11 protein-coding genes and 1 pseudogene are annotated in these 17,657 nt (G+C 63.4%); 6 read left to right on the top strand and 6 right to left on the bottom strand.

Annotation, left to right across the window (positions count from 1 at the left end; translation table 11 throughout):
• Positions 1-9: 9 nt before the first annotated feature.
• From A3AI_RS0120715 to A3AI_RS0120705, 3 genes are read right to left on the bottom strand one after another with little or no spacing between them, the layout of a single operon-like run.
• Positions 10-3,576: an error-prone DNA polymerase gene (locus A3AI_RS0120715; protein ID WP_024517411.1), complete on the bottom strand. Its 3,567-nt coding sequence runs from the start codon at positions 3,574-3,576 to the stop codon at positions 10-12.
• Positions 3,573-5,177: a Y-family DNA polymerase gene (locus A3AI_RS0120710; protein WP_036048983.1), complete on the bottom strand. Its 1,605-nt coding sequence runs from the start codon at positions 5,175-5,177 to the stop codon at positions 3,573-3,575. Before A3AI_RS0120710 ends, A3AI_RS0120715 begins: the two co-directional genes overlap by 4 nt.
• On the bottom strand, positions 5,065-5,865 hold the full coding sequence (locus A3AI_RS0120705) for an ImuA family protein (RefSeq protein ID WP_024517409.1): 801 nt from the start codon (positions 5,863-5,865) through the stop codon (positions 5,065-5,067). The genes A3AI_RS0120710 and A3AI_RS0120705 overlap by 113 nt, the downstream gene beginning before the upstream one ends.
• A gap of 169 nt (positions 5,866-6,034) precedes the next feature.
• Between A3AI_RS0120705 and A3AI_RS0120700 the strand changes: the two genes are divergently transcribed.
• From A3AI_RS0120700 to A3AI_RS0120690, 3 genes are all read left to right on the top strand, one after another.
• A complete protein-coding gene (locus A3AI_RS0120700) occupies positions 6,035-7,273 on the top strand; it encodes a putative DNA modification/repair radical SAM protein (protein WP_024517408.1) in 1,239 nt (412 codons plus the stop codon).
• Positions 7,273-8,721: a UdgX family uracil-DNA binding protein gene (locus tag A3AI_RS0120695; RefSeq protein ID WP_024517407.1), complete on the top strand. Its 1,449-nt coding sequence runs from the start codon at positions 7,273-7,275 to the stop codon at positions 8,719-8,721. Before A3AI_RS0120700 ends, A3AI_RS0120695 begins: the two co-directional genes overlap by 1 nt.
• 239 nt (positions 8,722-8,960) lie before the next feature.
• Complete coding sequence (locus A3AI_RS0120690; RefSeq protein ID WP_024517406.1) at positions 8,961-10,583, top strand: inorganic phosphate transporter; 1,623 nt, start codon at positions 8,961-8,963, stop codon at positions 10,581-10,583.
• Between the two features lie 130 nt (positions 10,584-10,713).
• On the opposite strand, the gene A3AI_RS0120685 is transcribed toward A3AI_RS0120690, so the two are convergent.
• Positions 10,714-12,390, bottom strand: coding sequence for an acetolactate synthase large subunit (locus tag A3AI_RS0120685; protein WP_024517405.1), 1,677 nt, complete (start codon positions 12,388-12,390; stop codon positions 10,714-10,716).
• 141 nt (positions 12,391-12,531) lie between these two features.
• Here A3AI_RS0120685 and A3AI_RS0120680 point away from each other — a divergent pair, with 141 nt between their 5' ends.
• Positions 12,532-14,130 carry an FAD-binding oxidoreductase gene (locus A3AI_RS0120680; RefSeq protein ID WP_024517404.1) on the top strand — a complete coding sequence of 533 codons (1,599 nt, stop codon included), beginning with the start codon at positions 12,532-12,534 and terminating at the stop codon, positions 14,128-14,130.
• A gap of 78 nt (positions 14,131-14,208) precedes the next feature.
• A complete protein-coding gene (locus tag A3AI_RS0120675; RefSeq protein WP_024517403.1) occupies positions 14,209-14,559 on the top strand; it encodes a RidA family protein in 351 nt (116 codons plus the stop codon).
• A 124-nt stretch (positions 14,560-14,683) separates the two neighbouring features.
• Here A3AI_RS0120675 and A3AI_RS0120670 read toward each other — a convergent pair whose 3' ends face one another.
• A complete protein-coding gene (locus tag A3AI_RS0120670) occupies positions 14,684-15,751 on the bottom strand; it encodes an aromatic ring-hydroxylating dioxygenase subunit alpha (RefSeq protein WP_036048981.1) in 1,068 nt (355 codons plus the stop codon).
• A 106-nt stretch (positions 15,752-15,857) separates the two neighbouring features.
• On the opposite strand from A3AI_RS0120670, the gene A3AI_RS0120665 reads away from it, so the two are divergent.
• Complete coding sequence (locus A3AI_RS0120665; RefSeq protein ID WP_024517401.1) at positions 15,858-16,766, top strand: LysR family transcriptional regulator; 909 nt, start codon at positions 15,858-15,860, stop codon at positions 16,764-16,766.
• Between the two features lie 31 nt (positions 16,767-16,797).
• On the opposite strand, the pseudogene A3AI_RS46340 reads toward A3AI_RS0120665, so the two are convergent.
• Positions 16,798-17,537, bottom strand: a pseudogene (locus A3AI_RS46340) (IS5 family transposase); the annotation flags it as partial.
• Between the last annotated feature and the right edge of the window lie 120 nt (positions 17,538-17,657).

The following is a 17,657-nucleotide window of genomic DNA, read 5'->3' as shown; positions in this document are numbered from 1 at the left end:
CAGCGGAGCTCAATGAAAATCCCGCGAGGCCGGCAGGATGCGGACGTTGCGGGGATGGCGGATTTTCTGTGCCGGTGCGTCCACATGATCGCGGCGATCGTCGTTGAGCGGCTCGATCAGCGCGGGGCCAGTGGGAACCGCCGGCTTGTGGTTGAGCGCATCATTGGCGAGACCCAACAGGTCTGCCGAGCGGTCGATCAGCCGCTCGGCGACGAGATGGACCACCTTTTCAGGGCTGCTCTGAATACGGCCCTCGACAAGCACCAGGCGCGAGCCCATCACTTCTTTTCGATACCGTTCCATCACCTTGGGCCAGACCACGACGTTGGCGATACCGGTTTCATCCTCCAAGGTCATGAACACGACGCCCTTGGCGCTGCCCGGCCGTTGCCGCACCAGCACCACGCCGGCGCAGCGGACATATTGCCTGTCGCGGACATGCGATACCGCATCGCAGGCGATGACGTTCTCGCGCGCAAGCATCGACCGCAGGAACTGCATCGGATGGCCCTTAAGCGACATCCGGATGGTCTGGTAATCGGCAACCACATGTTCCGGCAGCGGCATGACAGGCAAGGCCTCAGCCTCTTCGTCCGGCTGCTCGCGCGCGGCCGTGCTTTCGAACAGTGGCAAAGGCACGTCGTCAGGCAGCCTTCTCACCGCCCACAATGCCGCACGACGATCGAGCCCGAGCGAGCGAAACGCATCTGCATCCGCGAGCAGGATCAGCGCGCGCTTGGGTAGCCCCGTATCGCGGGCGAAGTCTTCCAGCGACGTGAAGGGCCGGCGCGCGCGAGCCTTGACGATGCGGTCGGCCCAGTCATCTTCATGTTGCAACAGCAGCGGTGCCACACCTCTCCCATAGGGAGAGGTCGCGCCGGAGGCGCGGGTGAGGGGCGCGGTCTCTCGAGGGACCTGAGTCCCCTCACCCGATTTGCGCCGGACGATGCTTCGCATCGCCAGGAGCAAATCGACCTCTCCCCGCTGGGGAGAGGAGGGAGACTGCGGCCAAGCTGATTCAATCAACGAGTCTTCTGCAGACGTATCTCGCAACGCAGCCCGTATTTCCTTCAACCTCTGCTCATCCGGATCGATCCAGTGGAAGCCGTCGATCTGGCGAAAGCCGAGTCGCACGGCGCAATATTTTCCGTCACCCTCCTCCAGCGTGTTCTGCGCGAAGCTGAAGGACACATCGACCTCGCGCACCTCGACGCCGTTCTTGCGGGCGTCTCCCACGATCTGCGCGGGGGCATAGAAGCCCATCGGTTGCGAGTTCAACAGCGCGCAGCAAAATACATCCGGATGATGGTGTTTCAGCCATGAAGAAACATAGACGAGTTGCGCAAAGCTTGCGGCATGGCTCTCCGGAAAACCGTAGGAGCCAAAGCCCTTGATCTGGTCGAAGCAGCTCTTGGCAAATTCCGGCGCATAGCCGCGCGCGATCATGTTGCCGATCAGCTTTGATTCATATTTGCCTATGGTGCCGAGGTTGCGGAAGGTCGCCATCGAGCGGCGCAGGCCGTTGGCCTCCTCGGGCGAAAATTGCGCTGCCTCGATCGCGATGCGCATCGCCTGCTCCTGGAACAGCGGCACGCCCAGCGTCTTGTGCAGCACCCGGAACAGCTCATCCGGCTGACCATGCTCCGGCGATGGCGAGGGAAAGCTCACCTGTTCCTGCTTGTTGCGGCGGCGTAAATAAGGATGCACCATGTCGCCCTGGATCGGCCCGGGCCGCACGATCGCGACCTCGATGACGAGATCGTAGAAGGTCCGCGGCTTTAAACGCGGCAGCATGTTCATCTGCGCGCGGCTCTCGACCTGGAACACGCCGAGCGACTCGCCTCGCTGCAACATCTGATAGACTTCGTCGTCATCGACCGATTTGATGTCGGCGAGTTCCTTATGTATCCCCTTGTGCTTTTCGAGCAGTGAAAAGCATTTGCGGATGCAGGTCAGCATGCCCAAAGCGAGCACGTCGACCTTCATCATGTGCAGCGCGTCGACATCGTCCTTGTCCCATTCGATGAAGGTGCGGCCCTCCATCGCGGCATTGCCGATCGGCACATAGCTGTCGAGCCGATCCTGCGTCAGCACATAGCCGCCGACATGCTGCGACAGATGGCGCGGAAATTCGATCAGCTCGGCGGCGAGCTTGACCGCGCGCTCGACCATCGGATTGTCGGGCGCGAGCCCGGCCTGCCGTACCTGCCCCTCCGATAGCCCATCGCCCCAGCTGCCCCAGACGGTGTCGGCAAGCAGCGCGGTGACGTCTTCGGTCAGGCCCAGCGCCTTGCCGACGTCGCGGATCGCGCTGCGCGGACGGTAATGAATGACGGTCGCGATGACCGCCGCACGGTGGCGGCCATAGCGGCGGTAGACATATTGCATCACCTCCTCGCGCCGCGAGTGCTCGAAATCGACGTCGATATCGGGCGGCTCCAGCCGCTCCTTGGAGATGAAGCGCTCGAACAACAGATCGATCTCCGTCGGATCGACCGAGGTGACGCCGAGCACATAGCAGACGGCGGAATTGGCCGCCGAGCCCCGGCCCTGGCACAGGATGTTCTGGCTTCGCGCATAGCGCACGATGTCGTGCACGGTGAGGAAATAATGCGCGTAGTTGAGCTCGGCGATGAGGTCGAGCTCCTTGCGCAAGGTGGCGCGCAAGGTCGGATCGGGACCACCGGGAAAGCGCGTCGCTGCACCTTCCCAGGTCAAATCCTCCAGATGCTGCTGCGCGGTCTTTCCCGGCGGCACCGGCTCATCAGGATATTGGTATTTGAGCTGATCGAGTGAAAATGCGATCCGCTTTGCAAAACGGACGGTCTCCGCAATAGCCGCCGGATAATCGCGAAACAGTCGCGCCATTTCCTCCGCAGGCTTGAGATGCCGTTCCGCATTGGCTTCCAGCCGCCGGCCCGCCGTATCGATCGTGGTCTTCTCCCTGATGCAGGTGAGCACGTCCTGCAGCGAACGGCGGGAATAGTGATGATAGAGCGCCTCGTTGGTCGCGAGCAGCGGCACTTTGGCCGTTTGCGCTAACCGCGCAAGCCGCGCCAAACGGCGGCGGTCGTCGCCGCGATAGATGAGGCTCGCCGCGAGCCAAACGCCGTCGGAGTGGGTGTCCTTCAACCGCGCAAGCAGTTTCAGAGCCTGCGCCTGATCGAAGCGATGCGGCAGCGCGAGCACCAGGAGCTGGCCTTCGGCAAAATCCAGGAGATCGTCGAGCTTCAAATGGCACTCGCCCTTCTCGACGTCCTCGCCACGCTTGCCGCGGGTCAGCAAGCGGCACAGCCGGCCGTAGGCCGCGCGGTCGCGCGGATAGACTAGAATATCGGGCGTTCCGTCCATGAAGACGATCCGCGAGCCCACCAGAAGCTTCGGCCTGTGCTTGATGTCAGGGTTTTCCAATTCGCTATAGGCGCGCACCACGCCGGCGAGCGTGTTGTGGTCGGCGATACCGATCGCGTGGAAGCCAAGCTGACCGGCCATCTGCACATATTCCTGCGGATGCGAGGCGCCGCGCAGGAAGGAGAAGTTGGAGGTGACGCCGATTTCCGCATAAGGCGCCGTCATGCGAACAACCCATGCATGAACCAGGCGGGCTGCACCGGCTCGTTCGTTTGCGGATCACGTTCGCGGTCGTAGAGCCCGTCGCGATAGACCCAGAACCGCAAGCCCGCTTCGTCCTCGACGCGAAAATAGTCGCGCGTCAGACCCTTGCCGTCAGGTCGCCACCACTCCATGGCGATGCGCTCGGGGCCTTCGGCGCGCACCACGGCATGACTGGCGCGGCGCCAGACAAAGCGCGCCGGCGGCCCATCCGGCACCTGCGCGATCACCTGGATCTCCTCCGGCCGCTCGAACAACCGCAATGGACGCAGCGGAGGCTCGGCCTCGATACGCGGCTGCCAGGCGGCTTGAGAGGCGGCCGCCAGGTTCTGCTGCGCAGGAACCGGCAGCTCCGCGCTTTCAGGGATGTGGGTGTCCTGCGGCAAATGGACGACGACGCGGTGGGAGCCGATCCGCGCCGCGATGCGGTCGATCAGCGCGGCCAGCTCATCATTATCATGCACATGGGCGTCGAGATCGTGCTGCTGCTGCACCACGATCTCGGTGCGGCTGGCCGAGAGGCGGATCAGGTCGAACCCGAAGCCGGGATCGAGCGGATCGCTTAAGCTTTCCAGCCGCTCGCGAAACAACCGGTCGATGATCTCGGTGCGCGTGACGGCCTGACCGGTATCGACCACGATGCCGCGCACCACGCCATCGGTGCGGAAAAAGCAGGCGGTGAGCTGCCGCGCACCCTTGCCATCTCGCGCCATCGCCGCGACCAGCATCTGCGCGAGTTTCGACAGCGTCGCTGCGATCACCGTGTCGGTCAGGACCGGCTCGGCAAAGCGTTTCTCCACGATGTAATCCGGCAACGGCTTGCGCGGGTTGATCGGCCCGTCGCCCTGCCCCAGCGCCTGGTCGAGCCGCGCCGTGAAAGCCGCGCCAAACCGCGCCGTGATTTCATAGCGCGCGCGGGAGGCGACATCGCCGATGGTCTTCAAGCCAGCCCGGCGCAGGCCTGTCGTGATCGCCTCGCTGGCGCCGAGCGCCGAGACCGGCAATGGCGCAACCGCGCGCGCCTCCTCGCCATCGGCAACGATGCGGCCATGGACATGCCGCGTCAGCGTCCGCGCGCAGATCGAGGTCGAGGCAATCGCGGCGCTCACTGTAAATTTTTGCGTAGTCAGGAGATCGCAGACGAGTTTTGAAAGCGCGGCCTCGCCGCCGAACAGATGCGCGCAGCCGGTGATGTCGAGATAAAGGCCATGCGGCGGATCGAGTGCCACCAGCGGGGTGAAACGATCGCACCAGTCGGCGATGTCGTTCATCAATTGAGCGTCGGCCGTCTCATCCGCATCGAACACTATTAGCTGCGGACAGATGGCGCGGGCATTGGCCAGCGGCATGCCGATGTCGAGGCCATAACGCGCCGCCGCGTCGTCGAGCGAATAAAGCTTCAATGCGTTATTCTCTTTGGCGACGACGACGCTGGGCGCGTCGTCGCCTTGCTTAGCCTGCAAGTCTGTCTTGCAATTGAGCTCGCGCTTGATGCGGTCGATGGGCAGGCGCGGCAGCCACAGACTGAGAATCCGCCGCCGTGAACTCGCTGAAAAGGCACTCATCACATTTCCATTCCATGATCCATCGCCCGAGCGGGCCATGACGGTTGCGGACAAGCTCCGCGTCGAATAGCGGCGCGCCCCACATCTGCCAGGGCGAAGCGGGCGGCGAATGTGCCGCACGCACGATCCATCTTGTCTCGGCGGTGGACGGAGCGGGCGAAGCGGCAATGCGCAAGAGAACGCCGGTGACCCCTGCCCCTTGGGCGGCGAGCGTCAGCTTGCGGCTTGCGACGAGATCCAACTTGTGCGTCTCGCCCCAGACCTCCAGCACCACGGCGCCGACCGCGTCGCAGGCGAGCGCGTCGGCGGTGGTGCGAAGCGCATCCTCGACATCGGACGCCCGCACCATCACCAGGCGGCGCGGATCGAGCCCAAGCTCGGCGAGCCCGCTCATCGACAGCCGGCCGACCTCGCGCTCGGAAAAATCCTGCCGCACCCAGATCAACGGCCGGCGCGGCGTCACGCGCCGCGCCAGCCCGGCGACAAAGCCGGTGGCCGCAGCGCTTTGCCGGCCGCCCTCGCAAAACACCTCATGCACCGCGCCGAGCGCGAGCCCGCCCTGCAGCGCTGCGTCAAGCTCGGCATGGCCGAGTGCCGCGCGCGCCAGCGATGGGCTGCCGCTCTGCGCCTCGATGCGTTCGATACTGCCGCGCAAACTCGCAAGCGCGCTCATGCGTGCGCTTGTCATGGCGTCGCTTCCTTCACGAGAGGGATGGCCGTCACTGGCTCTTTTGAAAGAGAACCAGAAGCTGGCCCATTTGTTCATGATATGTTCTAATATAAAGCTAACAACGCCCGCGGAGTCAATCGGGATCAAAGAGGGTGCGATTCACGAGTGGAATCAAAGGGATTCAAGAATGGATTTATCGCGCAAACTGGAAATCCTGGCGGACGCCGCCAAATACGACGCCTCCTGTGCTTCCAGCGGTACGGAGGTGCGGGATTCCAGCGACGGCAAGGGCCTCGGCTCGACCGCGCCAGGCATGGGCATCTGCCATTCCTATGCACCGGACGGCCGCTGCATTTCGCTTTTGAAAATCCTGCTGACCAACGCCTGCAATTACGATTGCCTCTATTGCGTCAACCGCGCCTCATCCAACGTGACGCGCGCCCGCTTCACCATCGACGAGGTCGTCAAGCTCACGATCGATTTCTATCGCCGCAATTATATCGAGGGCCTGTTTCTTTCCTCCGGGATCATCCGCAGCGCCGACTACACCATGGAGCAGGTGGTCGCGGTCGCGCGCAAGCTGCGTGAGGAAAATCACTTCCGCGGCTACATCCATCTCAAGACCATTCCCGAAGCCGACGAAACGCTGATCGCTGAAGCCGGCAAATACGCCGATCGTCTGAGCATCAATATCGAGATGCCGCTGGAGACGAGCCTGGCGCGGTTTGCGCCGGAGAAGGACCAGCGCGCGATCCGTCGCACCATGGGCCGGTTGCGCCTCAAGCTCGACGAGGCGGAGGACGCAAAAAAGACCATCACGAAGGCCAAGCCGCCGCGCTTCGCACCCGCCGGCCAGAGCACGCAGATGATCGTCGGCGCCGACAGTGCCAACGATCGCACCATCCTCGATACCAGTGCCAATCTCTACGGTGCCTACAGGCTCAAGCGGGTCTATTACTCCGCCTTCAGCCCGATCCCCGATGCGAGCCGCGCGCTTCCCCTGCAGGCGCCGCCTCTGGTGCGCGAGCACCGGCTCTATCAGGCCGACTGGCTGATGCGGTTCTACGGTTTTGCCGCGCAGGAAATTGTCGATGAGGCGGAAGGAATGCTGCCGCTGGACATCGATCCGAAGCTCGCCTGGGCGTTGCGCCATCGCGAGCGCTTTCCACTCGATATCAATCGGGCGAGCCGCGAGGAGCTGCTGCGTGTGCCGGGCTTCGGCACAAAAACCGTGGAGCGCATCATCGCTACGCGCCGCACAAGCGCGATCCGCTATGCGGACCTGCCGCGCCTGCACATCGTCAGGAACAAGGCACTGCCGTTCATCGTTTTATCGGATTACCGCCCCTCGCCGGCGGCGCTCGACAGCACAGGCCTTTCGGCGCGATTCAAGCCGAAGGCAAGACAGCTCGGGTTTGGCTTCTGATGCACGTTGTAACGATCGAGACTGAAACCGATTTCGCAGGCTGGCGCCAGGCCGCGCGGACGCTTGCCATGAACCATGTTGAACCCGCCGACATTATCTGGCGCTTCAGCGGCAGCGATCACGACCTGCTCGAGGAATTGTCGGCACCACGCTTGCCTGATCCCGTCGAAGGAACGTTCAACGTTCCCGCGAAATTCGTCGAGCTTGCGCAGACCGCCATCCTGCATCGCAATCCGGAGCGGTTCGCGATCCTTTACCGCCTGCTCCTTCGCGTGAGGAGTAATCACGACCTGCTTGAGATCGCGACCGATCCCGATGTCGCCGAGGTCACGGCCATGGCAAGAGCGGTGCACCGCGACGAGCACAAGATGCAGGCCTTTGTGCGCTTCCGTGAGATCGGCCGCGAGCGGCAGGCGCGCTATGTCGCCTGGTTCGAGCCGGAGCACCACATCGTGGAGCTGGCCGCACCGTTCTTTGCCCGCCGCTTCGCCGACATGCCCTGGTCGATCCTCACCCCTGATCTCTGCGCGCATTGGGACGGCAGCCACGTCACCTTCACGCCGGGTGTCAGCAAGGCAGACGCGCCGTCCGAGGATCGGCTGGAGGAGATCTGGCGGCGCTATTACGCCAGCATTTTCAATCCCGCCCGGCTGAAAGTGAAGGCGATGGAAAAGGAGATGCCCAGGAAATACTGGCGCAATCTTCCCGAGGCCGGGCTGATCAAGCCGCTGATCGCAGGCGCGAGCCAGCGCACGGCCGAGATGATCGACCAGGCCGCAACCGATCCGCACAAACCTCAGAAACGGGTGGAGACCGACATGCCTCGCAACACGCAAACGTCCGCCGATAATCTCGAAACGCTACGCGACGAGGCAACCCATTGCCGCGCCTGCGAGCTGTGGAAACAGGCCACTCAGACCGTGTTCGGCGAAGGGCCCGCGAACGCGCAAGTGATGCTGATCGGCGAACAGCCCGGCGACAAGGAGGACCTTGCAGGCCATCCCTTCGTCGGTCCGGCCGGCCAGATGCTCGACCGCGCGCTGGAAGAGGCCGGCATCGATCGCAAGAAGACCTATGTCACCAACGCGGTGAAACATTTCAAGTTCGTGCCCCGCGGCAAAATCCGCCTGCATCAGAAACCGGGCACGCCGGAGATCAGGGCCTGCCGTCCGTGGTATGAGCGCGAGCTCGCGTTGCTCAGGCCTGAACTCGTGGTAGCAATGGGCGCCACGGCCGCGCAATGTGTGTTCGGCAAGCTGACGCAGATCAACAAAAACCGCGGCCGCGTGATCGAGCTCGCCGACGGCGTCAAGGCTCTGGTGACGGTACATCCGTCCTACCTGCTCAGGCTGCCTGATGAAGAGGCAAAGACGCGGGAATACCTCCGCTTTGTCGACGACTTAAGGATTGCCGCGGATTTCATCCGGAAAGCGGCCCGCGCCGCCTAGCCTTCCATCCATTCACGCCCCGTCATTCCGGACGCTTCGAAAGGAACGAACCCGGAATCTCACATCTCAATCTCGGGATTTTGCGGTTCGATGCCTCGCATCGCGCGGAAATCATGGGGCTGTTTGCGGGAACAACAACCTCTATAGATGGGGACCGGCCGTGGTTTTTACGGGCCTTTTCAACTGACTGTCACATGCATCGCGCAAGATTGCGGCCCGTTGGGACAGGAGTATTTGAAATGAGCGACGTTGCATTACCCGGTTCGATAGAGCCCGCACTGCAAAAGGGCCCCGAACTCGATCGCGGTTTTCACCCGCTTACTGGTGTCATCTATATGGGCGTCGTCGCAGCCGCGCTGCTGTTCGTCGCCTACAGCATTTATTCCGACATCGATGCGACCGGCACGCGGGTGACGAGCTTCATGCCGTACATCCTGCTGTTCGTCGCGCTCCTCATCGCGCTCGGCTTCGAGTTCGTGAACGGCTTCCATGACACGGCAAACGCTGTGGCGACCGTGATCTACACCCGCTCATTGCCGGCCCATGTTGCCGTCGTCTGGTCGGGCATGTTCAACCTGTTCGGCGTGCTGCTCTCGAGCGGCGCGGTGGCATTCGGCATCGTGTCGCTGCTGCCGGTGGAATTGATCCTGCAGGTCGGCTCCAGCGCCGGCTTTGCGATGGTGTTCGCGCTGCTGATCGCCGCCATCATCTGGAATGTCGGTACCTGGTATTTCGGCCTGCCCGCCTCTTCGTCGCATACGCTGATCGGTTCGATCATCGGTGTCGGCATCGCCAATGCGCTGATGCGCGGCCGCGATGGCACCTCCGGCGTGGATTGGTCGCAGGCGGCCGGCATCGGCAAGGCGCTCCTGCTCTCGCCGCTGTTCGGCTTCGTGCTCGCCTTCGCCCTGCTGTTCGTTCTCAAGAGTCTGCTGCAGCGCGCCGCGGCGCAGCTGTTCGCAGAGCCGGTCGGCAACCAGCCGCCGCCCCTGTGGATCCGCGGCATCCTGGTCCTCACCTGCACGCTGGTCAGCTTCTTCCATGGCTCCAATGACGGTCAGAAGGGCATGGGCCTGATCATGCTGATCCTGATCGGCACCGTGCCGACGGCCTATGCGCTCAACCGTTCGATGCCACAGAGTCAGGTCGCTCAGTTCATCAGCAATTCGGAAGCTGCGAGCAAGATCATCGAGGGCAAGGCCGCCGGCTATAATGTGATCGGCAATCCGCGGCCTGCGGTGACCAATTTTGTCGCGCAGCGCCAGATCAATGAGGGCACCTTCCCATCGCTGGCCGTGCTGGTGCGCGATATCGCCCAGCAGGTCAGCCAGTATGGGTCACTGGCCAAGGTTCCCTCGGAGCTGGTCGGCAACACCCGTAACGACATGTATCTCGCCTCCGAAGCGCTGCGCTTCCTGATGAAGGACAAGGAGGCCGAACTCTCGGCTACGGACGTGGCGACGCTCAACGCCTACAAGGGCTCGCTCGATGCCGCCACCAAGTTCATTCCGGGCTGGGTGAAGATCGCGGTCGCGATCGCACTGGGGCTGGGCACCATGGTCGGCTGGAAGCGCATCGTCGTCACGGTCGGCGAGAAGATCGGCAAGACCCACCTGACCTACGCGCAAGGCGCCGCCGCCGAGATCACCGCGGCGGCTACGATCGCAGCAGCCGACGGCTACGGCCTGCCGGTCTCGACCACCCATGTGCTCTCCTCGGGCATCGCCGGCACGATGGCGGCGAACGGCTCGGGGCTGCAATGGTCGACCATCCGCAACATCGCGATGGCCTGGGTGCTGACCCTGCCGATCGCAATGATGCTGTCGGGCTGCCTCTACTTCATCTTCGCCAACTTGTTCTGAGGGAAAGCGCGGGCCCAGCCCGCCAAACCTGAGCAATGTAAAAGCCCGCGCTCGAACAGCGCGGGCTTTTATATGAGCGCTCAGTCTACCTCTCCGCAGTGGGGAGAGATGAACCAGCCGTGTTGGATCGTCAACCTCGCTCCGTTTCCCGCGCCCGCAGTTCATCGACCAGCACGCGCACGTTCTCCGAATAGTCGATCGGGATCGTGATCAGGTGCACACCGCCACTTTGGAAGGCGGCCTCCAGCGTGGGTACGAAGCTGTCGATGGTCTCGATGCGATGGCCGTTCGCGCCATACGCCTTGGCGTAGAGGACGAAGTCGGGATTGCCGAAGCTCAGGCCGAAATCGGGGAAATGATCGACGGCCTGCTTCCAGCGGATCATGCCATAGGCGTTATCCTGCAGGATCAGCACCACGAGATTGAGCTTCAGCCGAACCGCGGTCTCCATCTCCTGGCTGTTCATCATGAAGCCGCCGTCGCCGCAGATCGCGAGCACCCTGCGATCCGGATAGAGCATCGCCGCCAGCATGGCCGACGGCAGGCCGGCCCCCATGGTCGCCAGCGCATTGTCGAGCAGAAGCGTATTGGCGACCCGCGTCCGGTAGTTGCGCGCGAACCAGATCTTGTACATGCCATTGTCGAGCGCGACGATGCCGTTCTCCGGCATCACTTGCCTGACGTCATGGACGATCCGTTGCGGCGTCGGCGGCCAGCGCGCCTCGGTCGCGCGATCGGCGATACGCGACAGGATATGCTCTCGCATCGGCAGCAGCGCGTTCGCGTTCGGCAGCTTGCCTTCGACGCGATCGGCCAGCAATTCAAGGCTCGGCCCGACATCGCCGACGACTTCGGCATTCGGGAAATAGACCTGCTCCACGGTCGCCGGCGTGTAGCAGATGTGGATCACCTGCGGCCCTCCGGGCCCCATGATGAAGGGCGGCTTCTCGACCGGATCGTGGCCGATGGCGACGATGAGGTCTGCCGCATCGATCGCCTCGTGCACATAGTCGCGCTCGGACAGCGCCGTCGTGCCCATATAGAGATTGGTGCCGCCGGGCACGGTGCCCTTCCCCATTTGGGTGGTGAAGAAGGGAATTCCGGTCCGCCTGACGAAGCTCGCAAGACCATGGGTCGAACGCGGCCGGCTGGTTGCGGCCCCCATCATGATCAGCGGACGTTTTGCGCCCAGGATCATCTCGGCGGCGCGATCGAGCGCGGCGCGATGGGCGACGGGAATCTCGATCGGATGGACCGGAACCGGCGGCGCGGCCTCGACCTCCTCGCCCGCGATGTCCTCAGGCAATTCCAGATGCACCGGACCCGGGCGCTCCTCCATCGCCGCGCGAAAGGCGTCGCGGACCACAGTCGGTATGCTCACGGCGCTCACGATCTGCCGCGCCAGCTTGGTCAGCGGCTTCATCGTCGCGACGACATCCACAATCTGAAACCGTGCCTGCCGGCTGCTCATGATGGCCTTCTGGCCGGTGATCATGATCATCGGCATCGCGCCGAGATGGGCATAGGCCGCGCCCGTCGACAGATTGAGCGCGCCCGGCCCCAATGTCGACACGCACACACCAGGTTTGCCGGTCAGCCGTCCATAGGTCGCGGCCATGAAGGCGGCGGCCTGCTCGTGCCGGGTCAGGACCAGCTCGATCCTTGAATTGCGCAGCGACTCCACAAGATCGAGATTTTCCTCGCCGGGCACGCCGAAGATGCGCTCGACACCTTCGTTTTCGAGCGCCGCGACGAGAAGATCCGAGCCCTTGACCTTGGCGGTGCTCTTGGCTGTCTGACCGTTCATATGGGTATCCATCGTTGTTTGCGGCCGCCGCAGCACGAAAAGCGCGCCAACGGCGAGACGATTGACTCCTTGTAGCACAATGCCGGCAAGCGTAGTCTTTTGCGGCGAAACGCAAAAGAAACAAACATGCGAGGAACGCTCATGACCGGCGCGAGGCTGAAACATTACGGCTGGGGCCGCGAAGGCGAAGGCATGAGCGCGGAGGAGCGGAACTTCGTGCTCGGCCGCTACCGTCAGAAATTCGCCCGCGACAATTTCGAAACCATCGCCGTGCCGCGCCTGGAGGATCTCGCACTTCGCACACCGCGCCTCACCCCGCCGGCCTCGCTTGCCGCCTTCTGCACGACCGAACGCTACGACCGCGCCGCGCATGCCTACGGAAAATCCTATCCCGATTATGTGCGAGCAATGCTTGGCGATTATGATTGCGCCCCCGACGTCGTCGCCTATCCGCGCGACGAGGCAGAAATTTCGGCCGTGATGGATTGGGCCGGCTCGGTCCAGGCCTCGCTGACGCCGTTCGGCGGCGGCTCCAGCGTCTGCGGCGGCGTCGAGCCGCGTGCCGATGGATCAAGATACAAGGCCGCAATCACGCTTGACCTGCGCAACCTGGACAAGGTCGTCGAGGTCGACATGACCTCGCGCGCTGCCCTGATCGAGGGCGGCACCTATGGCCCGGCGCTGGAAAGCCAGCTCAAGCCGCACGGCGTCACCTTGCGGCACTTTCCGCAGAGCTTTGAATATTCGACGCTGGGCGGCTGGATCGCGACGCGATCGGGTGGCCATTTCGCCAGCCTCTACACCCATATCGACGATTTCGTCGAAAGCCTGCGCGTGGTGACGCCGCGCGGCATCGTGGAGACGCGCCGCCTGCCGGGATCGGGCGCAGGCCCCAGCCCCGACCGCATGTTCATCGGCTCGGAAGGAATTCTGGGCGTGATCTCACGCGCCTGGATGCGGCTGCAGCCGCGCCCGAGATTCCGTGCCGGCGCATCGGTCCGCTATCGCTCCTTCTTCGAGGCCGCGCGCGCCGTGCGCGCAATTGCGCAAGCCGGGCTCTATCCGTCCAACTGCCGCATCCTCGATCCGGCCGAAGCCTACAACACCGGCGCCGCCGACGGCAGCGTCGCGATCATGGTGCTGGCCTTCGAGTCCGGCGATCATCCGCTCGATGCCTGGATGGCGCGGGCGCTGCAATGCTGCGCGGACCATGGCGGTACCGTTGAACCCGCCGAGGCAAGCGACGCGCATCTCGAAGGCGCGGCCGGGATCTGGCGCAACGCCTTCATCCGCATGCCCTATGCGCGAGAGTTTCTCAATCCCGCCGGCATCATCAACGACACCTTCGAAACCGCCATCACCTGGGATCGCTTCGAGACCTTTCACGACAAGGTCAAGACGGCGACCGAGCGCGCCATCGTTGAGGCCACCGGCGTCAAAGGCGAGGTCACCTGCCGCTTCACCCATATCTATCCCGACGGCCCCGCGCCCTATTTCTCCTTCCACGCCCTCGGCCGCCACGGCGCGCTGCTGAAGCAGTGGCAGGCCATCAAGGATGCGGCCAGCGACGCGCTGATCGAGGCCGGCGGCACCATCACCCATCACCACGCCGTCGGGCGCGACCACCGCCCCTGGTACGACCGCCAGCGCCCCGAGCTGTTCGCGACCGCGCTTCGCGCAGCCAAGCGCGAGCTCGATCCACTTGGCCTGCTCAATCCGGGCGTGCTGATCGATCCCTGAACAGAGCAGGCGAAGCCGCGGGTAGACGGTGTCAACCGAGTTTTGCTAGGAAGTCGCCGCAACAATCGGAGACCTTGAATGACTATCCAGCGTTTTGAAACCGGGCCGCGCATGAGCCAGGTTGTCGTGCACGGCGACACCGTCTATCTCGCCGGCGTCGTGGCGGGCAAGGCCGCGGGCGAAAGCGTCACCAGGCAGACGCAGGAGATCCTCTCCATTATCGACGGCCATCTGGCGAAGGCCGGCACCGACAAGTCGAAGCTGCTCACCGCGACCATCTATCTCACCGACATGAAAACGTTCGGCGAGATGAACGCGGTGTGGGACGGCTGGGTGTCCGGCGGCAACACGCCGGCACGCGCCACCGTGCAGGCCGCGCTCGCGGCGCCTCAGTACAATGTCGAGATCATGGTGACCGCGGCCCGCTAACGCGCACCGCACACCTCCGCAGCCAACTCGATTTGAGCGCGGGGCGGCCGATCATGGCCGCCCCGTCCTCGTTTCAGCATGATCGCGGCAACCGGGGCTGACCTGGCCGGATCAGGCTGAAATGTCACGCGGCACGCGCCGCGGTCTTCTCCGCTTCGAGCTTGCGCGCCATCAACCAGCGGAAATAGGTCAGCGGCGCGTCCGCGCCGATCGCCAGCAGCGGATAGTTCGGGTCTTCATCCAGCACGCGCTGTTGCGCCTCGATGATATCCTTGTCCTCGTTGAAGCCTTCCTCGAGGCTGTGGCGCAGCGAGATCGCGATGTTCGGATTGTCGAGATCGTAGTCGTGCAGGTAGTTCCAGAAGAAATGCGTCGAGCTGCGCGTCTCCGGCGTCATGAACTGCGCGTTGCGGTACTGCCGCGTGCCCGGAACGGCGACGCCCTTCTCCGCTCCCTGGCCGGCCGGTGCGAACATGCTGTCGAGCAGGAAGATGCCGGGAATCAGCATGCGGCCGATATTGCGCCGGTCGATGCGGTCGGTCTTGTTCGGGATGACCTTGCGGTGATAGGGCGGCGGATCGGCATCGAGATGCCAACGCTCGACGCGGAATCCATCGTCCAGCTTCTCGATCGCAACCGGCTTGGTCTTGTAGGCATATTCCTCGGAGCCGCCAAGCGTGTTGGTGTGCACGAAGGCGAGATGGGCGAAGTCGCTTAAGTTGTCGACGATCAGGAGCCAGTTCGCCTTGTAGTGCATGTAGCCGGGCAGCCCGCGCCAGCTGGGATCGGCGAGCGGCGGATAGTCGACGATCAGGCTCGGATCGGCCTTCTCGGGATCGCCGGTCCAGATGAAAACCATGTTGTAGCGTTCGACCACGGGATAGGAGCGCACACCGAGCTTGGCGGGGATCGCGTCCTGGCCCGGAATCTGGATGCATTTTCCGCCCGGCTCGAACTTCATGCCGTGATACATGCAACGAATATCGTCACCTTCGATGCGCCCCATCGACAACGGCGCCGCGCGATGACAGCAGCGATCGTCGAGCGCGACCACACGGCCGCTGGTGCCGCGATAAATCACGACCGGGCGCTCAAGGATAGTGCGCGCCACCTTGTGGCCGTCGATCAGTTCCTGGCCCAGCGCCGCGACGTACCAGGAATTTCTCAGGAAGATTCCATCAACGTCCTTCATATCGCCCTTCCTTCCCTGCTCTTGGGGGACTGTTGTAGGTGATCGGCAGTTTCCGGAGAACCGGTTCTCACTGGACACACTGTACCGCTGGATGGACAATCGAAGCATGGACTGGCGCGATTGGGAGCTGTTTTGCGAGGTGGTCGAGCATGGCGGCTTCAGTGCGGCCGCGCGCGTGCTCGGACATCCGAAATCCAGCCTTAGTGCTGCAGTGCAGCGACTGGAAGGCAATCTCGGCCTCCGCCTGATCGAGCGTACCACGCGGCATCTCCGCCTCACCGAGGCCGGCGAGACCATCTATCGCCGGGTCAAGCCGCTGTTTGCCGCGCTGCACGATACGCACAGCGAGGCGCAGTCGATGAACCGCGCCATATCAGGAACGCTGCGCATCAAATCGCCTTACGAATTCGGCGCCCATCATGCGGGCCCCGTCGCCTGCGAATTGATGAGCCGCTATCCGGAACTCTCGATCCGCATCGACGTCGAGCACGACATCGTCAATCCTGTCGCCGAGAACTATGACATCGTGTTCGCCATGCTGGAGGCGCCGTTGCCGTCGGCCGGGATTGTGATCCGCCGCGTGTTCTCGCTCGAGCGCGGATTGTTTGCCTCGCCTTCACTGCTCGCGCGTTATGGCGAGCCGCGTACGGTCGCAGACCTTGCCAAGCTGCCGCTCCTGACCGGCCCGAACGACACCGCCTGGGCGATCACGCCGCCGGGTGGCACCGTGCAACGTCTTGGCATCGAGAAGCCACGGCTGATCAGCTCCAACGCCCATGTGCGGCTGCAGGCTGCTCTCGCGGGTCATGGGGTGCTGCGCGTCACCGCGAGCTACACCCGTACCGCAGTCGAGACCGGGCAGTTGCGGCGCCTGCTGGCCGATCACCTCTGTGAGCCGCTCAATGTGCACGCATTGCTGCCGGCGCGCCGATTCATTCCGGCGAAGGTGCGGTGCCTCCTCGATGCCATGGATGCGCATGCCCGCGGCGACCCGACTGCGCATATCCACCCTTGAGGCCAGGCGGTGAGTAGGGCGCGGACTCATTAGCGCGTAGCCAAATTCGGATTGATGCGAGCTTGATGAACGCCAGATAATTGGCTGCGAGTTTGTCATATCGTGTCGCGACACGCCGACATTGCTTGATCTTGTTGAAGAACCGTTCGATCAGGTTGCGCGCGCGATACAGATACAGGCTGAAGCAGATCGGTCTTTCCGATTTCGTTTCGGTGGAATGTTCGCCCATGCTCCTTGCTGGAGGGCAAGTTCCCTGATCCAGTCCGCGTCGTATCCACGATCCGCGAGCAACATCGTTTGTGGAAGCAAGGCGCTGAGGAGAGCCGAGCACAGCCGATCGTCATGCGCCTCACCGGGAGTGGCGAGATGGACCGGCATACATTTGGTGTCCACCACCGCGTGAATTTTTCTGGTCAGGCCCCCGCGCGAGCGACCCATATCTCGGTGATTGCCGTCCGCGATGCACGCTCCGTGCTGATGCACGCGCACGATGGACGTATCGATCATCTGCACCGCCGCGTCATGGCCCGCGGCCAGCGCTTCCATGATCTGGTCCCAGACGCCGGCCCGCCGCCAACGAACGAAGCGGTTGTGACAGGTGGTGCGGGGACCATAGGTCTGAGGCAGGTCTCGCCATGGCGCGCCTGAACGCAGGACCCAAAAGATGCCATTGAGCACGCGCCGATCATTTACACGCGGAACGCCGCGCGGCTTATTCGGCAGCATCGGTTTGATGGCGGTCCATTCATAATCGCTGAGTTCGTAGCGCATGAGTCGAGGCTCCAGTTTCGGAGCTTGAATCACGCGCACGGCCATATCATCAACCCGGCACGGCCCGTAGCGGGGCCGGTAATGCTCTGAATTTACTTCCGCTTTCGGCGGAATATCGGA

This window comes from Bradyrhizobium sp. Tv2a-2 (genome assembly GCF_000472425.1).
Lineage (GTDB): Bacteria > Pseudomonadota > Alphaproteobacteria > Rhizobiales > Xanthobacteraceae > Bradyrhizobium.
The sequence above is the reverse complement of the archived record's forward strand: the minus strand, read 5'-3'. Positions and strand labels throughout refer to the sequence as shown.

Bases quoted from the DNA above. Each gene is read 5' to 3' on its own strand.
- A3AI_RS0120715 (WP_024517411.1), bottom strand. From the start codon at position 3,576: ATGACGGCGCCTTATGCGGAAATCGGCGTCACCTCCAACTTCTCCTTC.
- A3AI_RS0120710 (WP_036048983.1), bottom strand. From the start codon at position 5,177: ATGAGTGCCTTTTCAGCGAGTTCACGGCGGCGGATTCTCAGTCTGTGG.
- A3AI_RS0120705 (WP_024517409.1), bottom strand. From the start codon at position 5,865: ATGACAAGCGCACGCATGAGCGCGCTTGCGAGTTTGCGCGGCAGTATC.
- A3AI_RS0120700 (WP_024517408.1), top strand. From the start codon at position 6,035: ATGGATTTATCGCGCAAACTGGAAATCCTGGCGGACGCCGCCAAATAC.
- A3AI_RS0120695 (WP_024517407.1), top strand. From the start codon at position 7,273: ATGCACGTTGTAACGATCGAGACTGAAACCGATTTCGCAGGCTGGCGC.
- A3AI_RS0120690 (WP_024517406.1), top strand. From the start codon at position 8,961: ATGAGCGACGTTGCATTACCCGGTTCGATAGAGCCCGCACTGCAAAAG.
- A3AI_RS0120685 (WP_024517405.1), bottom strand. From the start codon at position 12,390: ATGAACGGTCAGACAGCCAAGAGCACCGCCAAGGTCAAGGGCTCGGAT.
- A3AI_RS0120680 (WP_024517404.1), top strand. From the start codon at position 12,532: ATGACCGGCGCGAGGCTGAAACATTACGGCTGGGGCCGCGAAGGCGAA.
- A3AI_RS0120675 (WP_024517403.1), top strand. From the start codon at position 14,209: ATGACTATCCAGCGTTTTGAAACCGGGCCGCGCATGAGCCAGGTTGTC.
- A3AI_RS0120670 (WP_036048981.1), bottom strand. From the start codon at position 15,751: ATGAAGGACGTTGATGGAATCTTCCTGAGAAATTCCTGGTACGTCGCG.
- A3AI_RS0120665 (WP_024517401.1), top strand. From the start codon at position 15,858: ATGGACTGGCGCGATTGGGAGCTGTTTTGCGAGGTGGTCGAGCATGGC.